This is a genomic window from Paramagnetospirillum magneticum AMB-1, from assembly GCF_000009985.1.
Lineage (GTDB): Bacteria > Pseudomonadota > Alphaproteobacteria > Rhodospirillales > Magnetospirillaceae > Phaeospirillum > Phaeospirillum magneticum.
The window spans coordinates 3,404,421-3,418,321 of record NC_007626.1 but is presented as its reverse complement, the minus strand read 5'-3'; the positions used below and the strand labels follow the sequence as shown (position 1 = coordinate 3,418,321).

Sequence of the window (13,901 nt, the reverse complement as noted above, 5' to 3'; positions counted from 1 at the left end):
AGAGGATGATCGATGTTGCTTCCCCTGATATCCAAGGATCCATAATCATGACGCGCAAGGGCATTGCCGCCATCGGCTTGATCGCTGGCATGCTTTGGAGTGCATCGGCTCTGGCGGCAGAGACGCGCCAACTAGGCGGCGGCTATAGCTTGCGCCCGGTTTCCGGCGTCCTTCTGGAGATCCGCAAGGATGTCAAGCGCCTGTGGTCCTGCATCCCCACGGACGGCGACCGCAATGAAACGGAATGCACGCTCGCCCGGACGCTGCCACGCATCACCGAAGGCGCCGTGCTGATCCAATCCGCTGACATTCGAGGGCGGGTGCCCAATACCTGCACCCTGGTGGTACCGGGCAAGCGGCTGGAGACCCACGCCTATCCGTCCTGGCATCCCTGTGCCGACACGGTCAGGGATGTGGACGGCGACGGCAGTCCGGAATTTCTGACGTCATCGACCTATGTGCCGCGCTCCCTGGGGGGCGAGGAGGATTACCCCTACGCCGCTTTCGTGTCCCTGGTGCCGCTGGCCTACGTGCCGGGAACTGGGCTGCGCCCAAAGCTGGATGGCCTGCGCCGCCCGATCAGTGCCGTCGTCGCCGAAATCTGCCGGTCGTCACGTCTGACCTGTACCGATGCCGGAGGGCTGGCGGCCAGTTGGGATGGCCCGCCCAACACCTTGCGCGACGGCGTGCCACTCCCGCTGTGGCGTCTTGCCGTCGCCCTGGTGGAAAGCGGCAACGGAGTGGAGTTGCGCAAGGTCATGACGGCGGCTTGGCGTGGAGAACCCGCCTCGCTCGACCGCTTCCTGCGTGAGGTCGGCCGGGTTTTCAAAGCCGGAAACGACTACGCCGAGGCATTCCTTGCCCTGAACGGCGGCAAGGTCGAGGCGATGGGATTACAAAGCCCAAACTTCAAACATGATGATCAGTGACCTGTGGCATTTCCTGGAAGATCACCTCGGCGAAGTTCAGGGAACTGCCATCGGCCATGGTGGCTGTCCCATGTGACAGGATTGCCGGGTCAACGTCGCTCGGGGTCGTATGAAGATCGATAGAGATGATCCCCGCGTCATGGATGGACCTCATCTCATCGGCTTCACTGATGCCGTTGCTGTTGCGGTCGCTCCAGACGATCAGATCACGGAACACATAATCTTTGTCGTCGATACGCTCATCGTGGTTCAGGTCGAATGTCGCGAGAACCTCCGTGCTGGTGAGCTTACCGGACAAGTCGGCGAAGAGCTCTCCCATCCCCTGAATTTGGCCGTTGCGATCAGAGTCGATAGCAAGGACAGCGTCGTTGGGTGAGAACCAGTTAATGTGTGAAACTTCCCCATTTGACAAGATATCGAATAAAACGCCATCTATATTTATGTTATTTAAAAATGATGAATCATTATTAATGTCAAACACGATAGGGTCTGATGAGCAGAGCCGTGGAGAAAAATGTCGAGCAAGCGCATAGTGGTTTGATCCTTGATCAAACTTCTGAGTCATTAATAAAGATCCGTCCATAAAAGTATCCATTTCAAAGTCCATTCCAACAGCTTGCAAGGAATTCCAATTCCAATGGGCGGCTTGCGTCCCCCTGCTGTCTATATAAAATATATTCATGATTCCATTATTGCTAAAATATGAAACAGCACTCCAGTTCTGATTAATATCAGAAATTCGAGCATTGCTGGCATTGTCAGATAAGGTGTAATTATAAACTTCAATGCCATCGCCATTGTATCGCGCTATGCCAACATGTTTTGAGCCTGACACTGTATCGCTTCCGTCCCAAGCGACTGAAAAACCTTCTGATAATGAAGATATATCATAATGAAGGCCATATTCTGATGCAATTTTAGTCGATTTTATCATGGAGCCGACTGAATCATACTTATTTATATACAGATCTGTTTTTTGCAATTCATTAACTTCTGTGTATCCAATATAAAAACCACCTTGCATAGAGGCTTGCACCTGAACGTCATGGCCATTAGAGATAAAAATATCACCTCCAGATGACATCCCTTCCATACTATAGATCTTCGCCTGCACACCGCTATTAATTGCCCCAGAAGCATAATGATAGTCAGATAAAAATCCGGCACTATCTGTAACAACGACGAATTTATCAGATAACTCGAGGGAGCCACTTGTGTAAAGTGACGCAACATCGATACTTAAATTATGCTGTTGCCGCACAACAATTGGGTCCGTAATAAAATTACCCTCTCCATCAATAACCCTAAATAATGGAAAGCTCATGCCAACATCTCTAACATCTACACCATCTACATAGCTATAGTTAGCTATCATTCGAGCGTAATATGATTCCTGCGCCCATGACACAATAAATCTACTATTGACGGCATCTGTAACGTGAAGTGATTTGACAAATCCAAAACTATCGGTGTTAAAATTTCTATCGTTAACTGTTATGAAGTTTTTGACGTCGTACTCATTTCCATCCTGGCCGTACCCTCTTATTTCCGCACAAAGGTATGGCTGGACGAATGGGCTAACATTAATTACGTAAGTGACCAAAGAGCGCTCTCCGTGCTCGGAAACGGCGACGTCCGGAGTTGTAACGCTATAAGGGTATCCCCACCCATACGACTGTTGCGTCATCGGAGTGTATAATGAAGAAAAATGCAAGATAAAGTCATGCGGCACAGAAAATTCATGCCCATCTCCGTCAGTAGCGGCCCATTTAAAGCTTTGCACTCCATTAAATCCCCCCCCCCCAGGGGGGAAGTAATTCATTTTTGAAATTTCTGATAAAAGAATTTCCTGTCCAGGAAAAACAGATTGCCCTAAAAAGTCCAGAAAACCTTCAGATGGCAACTCAACAATTTTAATTTTATATAGAGAATCACCATCAGTATCTGAGTAAGCGTTGATAAACTGATGTGAATTAAACCAGTACAATCCGGAAAATGATTTTTCACTAATGTCGGTTATTGTTGGCTTTGCATTGCTTGCAATGACAATGCTAAATTGAGATCTGTGCTCTGAAAACATAACTCCATCGCTCGCTGACCATATAAACGAGTCATTTCCTGACTCACTCGGGGTATAGCTAAGTCCGCTGATCTCAGCAGCGGCAATTTCCTGCCCAGCTGTCACGGATTGCCCATTCAGTTCCAATCCGCCCAATTGCGGCAGTGAGACGATCTTGATGGCTGAGAGGGCGTCACTGTCTGGATCTGAAAAGCCCGACGTGAAGTCGGTCGCCAGAAGCCCTGAACTGCCCGATGCTGAAATGCTCTTGCTCACATTCGTTAGAGTGGGCAAGTGGTTCACCCCCACGATGTCATTAGCACCGATTTCCGAATTAAGGCCAATCAGCTTGATGAAAGTGCCGTCAAATGCGGTTCCCGTTGCCTTGACATAGACGTATCCATCCGTTCCATCTGTAAAACATGTCACGGTTTGATCGGGGGAGTTGGCTGCTAGGCCTGCGATCGTTGATGAAATGCCTTGGGTGCCCGAACCAACAAAAGTCGCAGATGGAATAAGCGTCAGTTTTTGGCCAAAAAAATTAATCTTATCTACGCCCTTTTCATAGTCTGTTATTATATCAAAAGAACTGCCGTCGGCATGGGAGTCTGAGCTTGAGCGGTAAACAAACGTATCGGCACCAGCCCCACCGCTCAGAACATCTCCACCGCTATTGCCAACCAGGAAATCATCACCTTCCTTACCGACAATCAGGTCGCGATCAGACGTGCCATTAAGATCGTCATTGATACTCAATCCCCAACTATGCAAGTCCGCCCTGTCGATATATGATTCACCAGGTAATGCCCCACTCCCGACATCGTTGGTATTAATCGCAGTTCCATCTCCACAAATTATACTCCATCCAACGATGGAATCTAATTTTGCAGCCTCTGCTGCGCTAAAAACAGATAGGATATTTTTTTCATATAACTCTTCGTTATGCTGTGCATAGAAAAGAGATTCATATGTTGGGATGGTACGCTCAACCAAAGTTCCGCCATGGGTGGATCCTACGGCGTAATACTCTCCGGTGCCCTTGAGCTTGGCCAGTTCATACTGATCAATATCAGGATTTTTTAAAATTATGTCTGCGCCAGACAGGTGCACGTTATTCCACAATACGGAGTTACCGCCCTCTGTCTTTATGCCGACCTTTTCAAAATTTATGGTCCACGGGCGGCCAACAAAATCTTCTGAATTTGATATGGAATAGTAATATCCAGGAGTTGATAAAGTGAGATCTCCGGCGCCGTCAATATTGACAACAGCGGAATTAAATTCACCGCCCATGGCCCTCCATTTTGAAAAGAATTCCGTATCAATTCCAGCTGATGCAATAGCCACAACACTCAGATTAACTATCGGCGAAAATCTTCCGGAATCAATGACTGTGAACAAATCAGCCATTGTGCCTCCAAGGCTATGTCCGGACACAACAAGGTTTGCAATGTCTGCATTCTTGTCAATGTAATTGCGAACCATATCTATTATCGGCATCAATTGACGATAATAGCGTATCTGTCCATCTGATGTTCCAGCCTCTCCATCAATGCCGATATCTCCATCTGTCCCCCTGAAGGTCAGGTATAGAGTCTTTTCACCATTTTCCGCAGCTTTTAAATTTACCATCGCAATAGCACCGGCAAATCTCGACCAATCCCCCTCAAGATTTCTCGATGAGGGGAGGGGCATTTGATTGTTTTTATAAATCCCTCCGGCAGAGAAATAATTGAAGTGCTCTTGAATGGAAAGAGATGGCGCCCCTTCTAAAATTGATTCATAAAATGGATATCCATCCGACGCACCATTTCCTGTCGCTATACCCAAGGCAATGCCATCCAGAGTGTCGAATCCATATGAATTGAGGAATTCCCTGTAGTTTGTGCTTAAATTTAGATACTCTGACTCGCTAGCGATTGATTTCTTGTTGTCGTTGTTCGATATATATTCATGATATCGGTCGCCAGATACATTGTATGTGCTGCCATATATGGCTGAGTTTAATATAGATACGTCCTTGATAAATGTTGCCATATTATGAACTGAGGTATTATGTTCAATGGGGCGCAGGTCATGCACAGCTACTCTTAATAATTCTGAATCCGCAGGTCTGTCGCCCATACTAATCGCATACGATCCGGAATTAACTTCTTTTGCTATAACGACCATTCCAGCATCTTGCCAAAGCTCCCCCTGATCATTGGGATTATTCTCGTCATCCGGTGCAATTTTGTAGTTATTGGACGTTAGTAAAGCTAGGCCAAGCGTTCCAACGTGATTGAATTCTGGCCACGCCGAAACTAAAACTCTGGATGCGCTATCGGTCGCCAAGGCAAAATATTTAGTTGCAACTTCGCTAGTTTCTTTGGCTTCTCTGAATGAAACGACTGTCTCCCCAGGAGAACCTGGCGCCCTTAGACTGTAAAAGCCATTAGCATATGGGGCATGTAAAGCTCTCTCATCCCTTGCATCTTGTGTCATTAACTCGCTATAAAAATCATAATTTGTTCTTTCGTCTGTGTCGTCGCTCTTAATTGATTCGCTAACCCGCCGTTCTATATCTGAACGAACATCTGTCGACAGGACCCTCATATCCATTAATTTTATTGATGAGTTTTTTCCGGTCAACATGTCTACTAGTGGTATGGATAAACTAAGCTCTATCACCTCTGTTTTATACGCGTTGTATCCAGCGCTTACAGCGGATAACACGCTGGCATGGCTCCCAATTATATTCTGCCAATACGCAGTTAAATCGGCCTCTACTTTTGTCTTTTCAAAACTGTCGCCCGAGTCATTGGTTGGATTTATGTGGACGGGAACAGATGGCGGTGGCGATTTATCATTAGTCGCAATAATATTTCTCTGAATATAGTCTGTGTTTTGACTTGTTGAGGCCTTAGTGACGGTTTCAACTCTAGATTCGAATCTACTCCCGAACGTCGAACTGTCAAAATTTATGAAGGTCTGAGTGCCGCTGCTCAGCGACATTCCCCCTAACCCGTTAACGCCAATACCGGTCGGTTGCGACATCATCATCGGGCCAGCATTCATGCTGAGTCCAACGGAAGGACCGAATCCCGTCGGCGCCATTTGGTTAGAGCCAATCGATTGAAATGGCGAGAAGACGGTCGTTGTTCCACCAAAACCCGTGAGCGGAGAACTGCCAAACGCCGACGTCATCGGGCTCTGTAACGATGAAGATACAGGTGCAGAACCTGGGGGGGCGACTTGCGAGGCTGGATTAAGCGAGGATGACGGTTCGTTTTGTGAGGTGCCGGAGGATGGCGTAAGAGTTCGGGTCACCTGTGACGCCCCCCCTGTCGCACCAAGCGTTTCAGTTGCCGTCGATGATCCCGCTGGTTGACCTGTGGAATTGCCCGCCTTTCCAGCCGTTCCGGAACTTTCGGAACCTTCATCACCGGGGCGTGCTGATTGATTTCCCTCTGCACCCTGCGCTGGCTGAGGATTGCCTTGGCCTGAATCCGGCTGTTTCGCAGCGTTGCCTTCAGCCTTTTCAGGCTCTGCATTTTGGGCAATTTGATCAGCCACGGATTGGCCCCTTCAACAAGGCAGAAATCACACAAGGATTGTGAGGGTATAATGAGTCAGAAACGCCATCAATACCCTTGATGCTCGCAATCCGGCAATTACCGCTCCCGCATGGATTCCGACATCTGTCGCAGATACGGCCCGAACAGGTAGCGCATCACAGAGCGTGTTCCGGTCACGATATCAACGGCCACCTGGACACCGGGGAGGAGTTGGTATCGCTCTCCCCCGCCGTCGAAAAAATCCCGCTCGACGCTCAAGCGAACCTTATAGAAGGTGCCGATCTTCTCTTCGGTAAAGGTGTCCGGGCTGATGTGGATCACCTTGGCATGCAACCGCCCAAATAGGGCCGCATCCGGGGACGTCAGCTTGACATAGGCGGGGTCGCCCACCTTGACGTAGCCGACATTCTGCGGCGGCAGCTTGGCCTCGACCAGCAGCCGGTCATCGGATGGGACCAGATCGATGACCGGGGCGCCAGGGCGGATCACGCCTCCCTGGGTCACGAAATAGAGCTTCTTCACAATACCCCCGACCGGGGCATTGATCACGGTACGGTCCAGATTGTCGGAAAAGGATGCGGTGCGCTGTGAGAGCTCCGAAAACTCTCGGCGAGCCTTGTCCAACTGAGTGCGGGATTCCTCCTCGAAGGCTGCTGTGACCTTTGCCTTTTGGGCATGGGCCTCGGCCAGTGCCGCGTTGCTTCGGCTCAGGGCCGATTCCGCCTCATTGATGCGCCCTTTCAACTCACTCGCCTGTTTGAGCAAGTCGATGTGAACAAAGCGGTTCTGGAGATCCTTTTTCAACAGGTCATCGCTGATGGCGATCTGCTCATTCAACAATTCCAGGCTATGGCGATCATTCTGGATGCGGGATCTGAAGCCATTGATTTCCTGTTGGCGCTGCTTGATCTGCTCATCGGCCCCGGACAGTTCACTGGCGAGACGGGCGCGGCGGCTGCGGAAGAAGGCATCAGCCTCCTTGGCGAGATCGGGATACTGTTTGAGCAGATCGGCGGGGAATTGGATTTCAGATTTGCTGTCAGATGCAGCCTCCAGTCGGAGGATTTCAAACCGCAGCGACAGCAGTCGTTGGGACAATTCCCCAAGGTCTGCCGTTGACTTGGTGGCTTGAAGGGTGAGGAGAGGCTGACCGGCACGGACCTGATCGCCTTCGGCCACCAGAATCTCACCGACGATACCTCCTTCCAGATGGGAAAGCTGCTTCAGCTGGCTGGATGGGGCGATTTCACCAGTGGCAACCGACACCACCTCCAACTGCCCGATGCTGGCCCAGAGAATGAAAACTACCAAGGCTCCCGACAGGGCCATGACCATGAGGCGGGCGATAGGATCAACATCATCCTCGCCCATACTCTGATCCAGAACCAGCAGGCGTCTCAGTTCGGTCTTGATATCGGAGAACTTCATGACACGCCTCCATTCCGAGGCGTGCCCGATGACCGCAGAATCGGAGTCGGTTTGGTGGTGAGATCAAGGACGTGATTGGCCACAAACGGAAGGTCAGAGGTATCTCCGACAACGATGATGGTGCGACCCACCTTACGGAAATGGGTCAGCACTTCTGCTATGGCTGCCCGCCCCTCGCCATCCAGCCCTTCATTGGGTTCATCGAACAGAACAATACGCCCATCCCGCGACTGAAGCAGAGCCCGCGCCAGACCAAGACGGCGACGAATTCCAAGTGAAAGGTTGCGCCCCTGTTCGGTCACGACGGTACGGACGCCTTCGGGAAGCTGATTGATGAAGGTCTTCAACCGGGCGACACCCAAAGCTGTCGCCATCTCCTCCTTGGTCAGGTCGGTCCGCCCCAGCATCAGGTTTTCCTCGATGCTCATGTTCAGAAGGGTGACCTCCTGGGGGAGGTAGATCACTTGCCGTCGCCAGTAGTCGGGAGCCAGTTGGCGGATATCCACCCCATCGGCGAACAGTTGCCCTCGGCTGGGGTCCAGGATGCCCATCACCAGCCGGGCAAAGGTGGTCTTGCCCGATCCATTGGGGCCTTGCACCAGCATGGCCTCTCCTGGGGTCAGGATAGCCCCAAATCCTTCCAGGACCGGGCCTGTGGAGCGTGGGTAGGAGAAGGCGAAGTCACGGAACTCGATCTTGCCGTGGTACTCGGCCACACGACCACCGGTCGAGGCTTCCTGACCAAGCTTGCCGAACTCGTTCAGCAGTTCCTGGGATTTGCCGCCCTTGGCCAAGGCCTCGCTCAATTGGGCGAACCGATTGATGACACCCAAGGCGCGGCTGGCCAGGATATTGACGCCGACCAGCGAACTGACGTCGTATTTGCCGTGGACGACCAGGATGCCGCCGATGGCGATGATGGCGACGCTCATGATCGAGCCGAGGCCCTGGATCAGATGCTGCAACACCCCCTTGTTCTCTTCCACGGCCCGCATCAGCTTTCGGGCAGCAGTGGAGCGGTCCTTCCATCCTTCGGCCAGAAATCCAGCACACCCGAAGGCCCGCACGGTTTCCGAGGCGCTATTGGCGCTGGCCAGGACGGCGTTCTTTCTGGCAGCAACCTCTGTCGCTTCCTTCATGGCGTCGGCAAACCGCTTCGGCCCCTCGGTGCCCAGCCAGAAGCCAAGTCCGCAGAACACCACCGACACCCCGGCCAGGATGGGGTTGAACAGCAGGATGACCAGCAGAAACAGGAAGGCGAAGGGGACATCCAGAACTGCAACCAGATTGGCAGGATTATAGGTGGTGGCGATCACCTCTGGCGCGCGGGGAATTTCCTGGCGGATGCCGGGCTTCAGGGTCTCCAGGGCGAGGTACCGGGTTCGCACCAATCGCTCGAAGGTCTGCTCCGACAACGAGCGTTCCAACGGGCTTGAGATCGATCGCGCGATCTTGAGCCGGTAATGGCGGAACAGATACTCGAACAGGATTGCGACCAGGGTTCCGATGGTCAGGGTCGCCAGGGTGGCATCGACGCCATAGCTAACATAGCGCCCCAGCACCTGCATCACGAAGATGGAGGAGGCAAGGGCCAGGATGTTCGCCGACAGGCTGGAGATCAGCAGCAAGTGGCCGATCTTCCGGTCGGCCAGCAGCAACTCAAAGACCTTCTTCATCGGACGTTACCCGGCTTCACTGGATGAACAACTTTTTAGGCCCTGTGGGTGGACGTAGAACCACAGAGTCCGTCAAGCCGTCGTCTTCCAATGCCCTGGTCTGGGAGGGAGCTGGAGCAAGTCGACCCATGCCCTTCGGTGGACGCAGGACCACCGGCTCAACAGCAGGCGGCGGGGAATAGACCGGCGGGGCGGCAACCACCTCTCTCACAGGTAGAGGGGCTGGAGCAGGCACCGGCACCGCAATCTGAACCGGCTGGGGTTGAGGCGGCGGCTTCATAGCCCTGACCTGAACCACCGGTTTGGCGTTTTTGCCCGACGTGTCGTCATCTTCGCTCCCTCTGAGAGCAATCGAGGCACCGGCATTCGCTCCCGTCAGTTCTTCCAGAAGGTCGGATGTCAGGTCGCCGGTTGCCTGCAACAGCGCGAAGGTGGAGATGATGACGTCGATATCGGCGGAATAGGCATCGCTTTCGGCGTTATAGAGCTGGGTCTCGCCCTGAAGGATATCGATCAGCGAGCGCCGATTGATCTTCCGCTCTTCCCGCGCCATCTCGAGGAACTGCTCTGACAGAGTCGCCTGGTTGTGGAGCAGCCCGGCATTCTTTTTCTGAACGTCGAGGTTCTTGAATAGCCCCTTGACCTGCTCCTCCAGACTGATGCGAACGGTTCCTTCCTTGGCAACCGTTGCGGAGTGGGTCTCGACGGCGGCCGAGACGGAGTTCATGGCGGTGAAGCCGAGATTGAATGGGAAGGAGATTTGAACTTTGGCGACCTGGTCGGACTGGTACCCCATCAATCCAGCCACATTGTTCTTATGCGTCGACTCGACGATCCCCTTGACCACCGGGGTATATTTGTCGGCGGCGACGCTGAGCGCCGTTTCCTTCGCCGAGCGGGAGGTCATGCGGGCCGAGGCCAGTTGGGGGTTCTGGCGCAAGGCCGCTTCAATCGCCTGCTCTCGTGACCGATACAGCTTTTCATCGGGAGAGCGGGGCAGGGCCATCTGCGACTCTGCTGGGGGATCGCGCAGGAATACTGCCTGATAATGGCTGACCGCCTGATCGATCACGCCCTCGGCCCGTACCCGACGGGCCTCTGCCCCGGACAACTGTGCCTTGGCCTGGAGCACGTCGGTCTGATAGCCACGCCCAGACACCACCATGGCGGATTCGAGATTGGCTTGCCGCTTGATATTCTCCTCGGACTTCTTGGAGTAGTCGAGGATGCGGTAGGATTTCATCAGGTTGAGGTAGGACAACACTGCATCATAGATGATGGTGTGCTCGGCGGCGCGAAAGTTCTCTTTGGCTGCCTTCCAGCGATATTCGGCGGCCCGGATATCGGCATTGGTTTTGCCGAAGTCCCAGATTTTCTGGGTCAGCCTGACATCCAGTTGGTGGAACGAAGCCACCGTATTCTTGGTCGCGTCACGATGATACCGCTCGCGCCCTGCATCTTCGGTCAGTTCCAAATCGGGGAACCATTTTCCGACCGCTTCCTTGACCTGCTGCGCCGCCGCATTCATCTCGTGGCGCGCGCTTGCAATTCTGGGGTGTGTATCCAGAAGAGAAGATACTTCGGCACTTATAGATGTTGCGCGAGCGGGCATGGGAACAGAGATTAGGATGGCCACCCAAGCCCAATGTCTGATTTTCATGCTCTCCCCTCGCCCCATATTCTCTGGGCAGTATTTCTTTTGTCATTAGGGGCACTAACACAATTACGGGAAAATGGCAACAGATTGAGGTGGCGATTAGCCTCGCCTCTTGTTGACCCCAAGGTGACGGGTGCTGCCCAATCGTCTTGTCTACGGGTGTTCCGGCGGTCAGCGGGGTGATGGCCCCGGTGATCTGCTGCATGCGTTCGGCATGGGCGAATCCTTGCGCCTGGGCGCGAAGTTGGAACACCAGATCGAGCGGTGGGCCATGGGCGCAGTTTACCACTGCACCATCACTCCTGTACGCCCCTTTATGCTCCAATGAAGGCCGAGGATGGTCCAACGATCATCGCCCACAAAAGACGACCACACCCCGAGGTGCTCATAGCTTTCATCGGGGGATTGGCGATCAATCTCCTGGCGGTAGGCAAGATCTTGGAAATCTACTCCTGTGCTTTCCCGGCCAGGGGCATGACAGCACAAACACCGACCTATCGGCACATGGGGTGTGGCGGCCTCGAGCAGATAGAGCAGTTCGTGGACGTCGCAACCCGGCCGAACACTTGCTGTCAGGGATGCTGGGATGAGGTGGTAGCCGACGTAAACCGCGTCATGCAGGCACGGTTCCTGGCAAGGGGTTCTGATTATCGAAGCCACCACTCCAGAAATCCCAGAGGGTATGGGGGGCATCTGGGACGGTAAAGGCAGCGTGATCTGGCCAAGAATATCTTCGATGGTCACATCGGCTGGGAGCCGCAGTCCTCCTGATCGCGATATCATCTCGGTGACTGTCATGGCCCCCATCATTCAGCTGTCAATCAAGCTCGGGAAAGACGAGTTTTTCGATGCCATCCCTCAAACGGTCTATCGCCAGGGTGGCCTTGCCATAGTGCATCCGCATGAGGTCTTTCTTGATCTCAGCCGTGACGTCCTTGCGTTCCTCCGACGACCAGCCAAGCAGCGCGTCAACGATGCCAGGATCGACCTCGGCCTTCCAAAGTAGCCGATTGTTGACGGTATGCCGAAATGAGTGAAATGTTTTCCCCGATTCGCGCCCGCCCATTACAGGGTGCAGCACCCGCGACAAATATTTTTCGACTCTTCCCATCCATCTATGGGTTCGGTTCCACGTCAACTCGTAGAAAAGCTTGCCATTCTCATTCGCTCTTGCTCGCTCACGAAAATCAAGTAGGCCAAGCGTAATGAGTTTTGAGTGAACAGGAACAACTCTCTTTGATGCGTTTGTCTTAATTGTTTTTTCTGATATCGCGCCATTGTCTTCGAGTGTTTCGATGTGGAAGCACTCAACGCCTGCATACATTCGTATATCGTTTGGCGTTAGCTGGGCAATTTCACCCCTTCTTGCCCCCGTGTACAGCCCGATCCAAGGCAGCCAAAAATTCATCGAGTTCATGTCGCCACCATGAATCTCCTCAGCCTTCAAAATAAAAATATTCTTTATGTCATCGGAAGTCAGAACCTGGCGCGGGTGCTTTTGCTCCCCCTTGGTTGTTCTGAGTTCACCAGTTGAATCATGCTTTATCAGGCGCTGGGCGGCGAGCCACTTCCATATCTGCTTAATATTGCTAATATGACGGTTTACGGTTGCCTTTGCAATTTTCTCATCATTTTCATTGGTTAAGGCTTCAAGCTTATATCCGTCTTTAATCTTTCGCTTCATATAGAGTGGCAGCTTCGGCAAATCTGCGCCGAGAGCTGAAAAATCTTCGGGGACAATAGTGTGAACCTCACGGGTCGCCCCGAACTTTGCGGTTAAAACAACAAATGTATCTTCAAATGTCATCTTGGTTGTGTAGCGCAACCGATCAAAGTCATTTCTCTGCTTAAACTCACCGATTGCCTGCATCAACGTCAGGCGACGGCGGCCGAGATTCCACTCAGCATCATCAATTTTATTCTGGTTAAGGATCGATTTTTCACCTGGGGAGCGAGCAGGATGCAGCATTAATTGCGTCGCCAGATCGCCTCCACGATCATCTATGTGCCCCAGATGCTTCATGAGGTCATAGGCAATCCGATCTTCAAGTGCGTTCCGGACGCAGCCCAAAAAGAAGTCATACCCCTCCTTCGCCAACACCCATCCCTTGTCGTTTATCCAGCCATCGGCATAAGTCTTGGATGTCGTCCCGATGGCATCCAGTTCGCTGCGAAGTCCCCCAACTGTTGGCGAGAGTGGCGCTATTCCACCAACCCCGAGGCCACTGGTTGTGATGGGATCGGGAAAATGCCCAACGCCGCGCAATGCCGCATCCCTGGCAGCCTGGCGAATCTCCAACCGAGAGATGTAGTTCGAGCCGTTGGATGCAGTTCGAACTTGCTCGAACATCTCCTTTTTTGAGGCCCGCCACTGCAGCTCGAGATCTTTGATCCGTCGCATTGGAATAGCAGGCGATAGCCCTTTCTGGGTCTCAGAGATCTGCTTTCCTAAGGTGGTCACAAGGTCTTCCGGCACCCGGATCACAAAGCGACAGGATGATCCCCGCCAAACCACTGCCATAGCACCCTCACAAGGGCATGTTTACCATTTGTGTTTACCATTTTGTGCCGAAAAACCATTTATTTTCAATAACT

At 52.6% G+C, this 13,901-nt stretch carries 6 protein-coding genes; 1 reads left to right on the top strand and 5 read right to left on the bottom strand.

Features of this window, described 5'->3' with window-relative positions; genetic code table 11:
- The first annotated feature begins 47 nt into the window (after positions 1 to 47).
- Positions 48 to 929, top strand: a complete 882-nt coding sequence (locus AMB_RS15935) for a hypothetical protein (protein WP_043744802.1) — start codon at positions 48 to 50, stop codon at positions 927 to 929.
- Here the strand turns inward: AMB_RS15935 and AMB_RS25310 are convergent.
- The 5 genes from AMB_RS25310 to AMB_RS15905 form a co-directional block, all read right to left on the bottom strand.
- Positions 910 to 6,543: a lipase family protein gene (locus AMB_RS25310; RefSeq protein WP_148207434.1), complete on the bottom strand. Its 5,634-nt coding sequence runs from the start codon at positions 6,541 to 6,543 to the stop codon at positions 910 to 912. The genes AMB_RS15935 and AMB_RS25310 overlap by 20 nt on opposite strands.
- 98 nt (positions 6,544 to 6,641) lie before the next feature.
- Complete coding sequence (locus AMB_RS15920; RefSeq protein ID WP_011385524.1) at positions 6,642 to 7,973, bottom strand: HlyD family type I secretion periplasmic adaptor subunit; 1,332 nt, start codon at positions 7,971 to 7,973, stop codon at positions 6,642 to 6,644.
- Positions 7,970 to 9,649: an ATP-binding cassette domain-containing protein gene (locus AMB_RS15915; protein WP_011385523.1), complete on the bottom strand. Its 1,680-nt coding sequence runs from the start codon at positions 9,647 to 9,649 to the stop codon at positions 7,970 to 7,972. Before AMB_RS15915 ends, AMB_RS15920 begins: the two co-directional genes overlap by 4 nt.
- Positions 9,650 to 9,665: 16 nt before the next feature.
- Positions 9,666 to 11,177, bottom strand: coding sequence for a TolC family protein (locus AMB_RS15910; protein ID WP_043744795.1), 1,512 nt, complete (start codon positions 11,175 to 11,177; stop codon positions 9,666 to 9,668).
- 946 nt (positions 11,178 to 12,123) lie between these two features.
- Positions 12,124 to 13,827, bottom strand: coding sequence for a site-specific integrase (locus AMB_RS15905; protein ID WP_083763536.1), 1,704 nt, complete (start codon positions 13,825 to 13,827; stop codon positions 12,124 to 12,126).
- Positions 13,828 to 13,901: the final 74 nt, after the last annotated feature.

Bases quoted from the DNA above. Each gene is read 5' to 3' on its own strand.
- AMB_RS15910 (WP_043744795.1), bottom strand. From the start codon at position 11,177: ATGAATGCGGCGGCGCAGCAGGTCAAGGAAGCGGTCGGAAAATGGTTC.
- AMB_RS15935 (WP_043744802.1), top strand. From the start codon at position 48: ATGACGCGCAAGGGCATTGCCGCCATCGGCTTGATCGCTGGCATGCTT.
- AMB_RS15905 (WP_083763536.1), bottom strand. From the start codon at position 13,827: ATGGCAGTGGTTTGGCGGGGATCATCCTGTCGCTTTGTGATCCGGGTG.
- AMB_RS15915 (WP_011385523.1), bottom strand. From the start codon at position 9,649: ATGAAGAAGGTCTTTGAGTTGCTGCTGGCCGACCGGAAGATCGGCCAC.
- AMB_RS15920 (WP_011385524.1), bottom strand. From the start codon at position 7,973: ATGAAGTTCTCCGATATCAAGACCGAACTGAGACGCCTGCTGGTTCTG.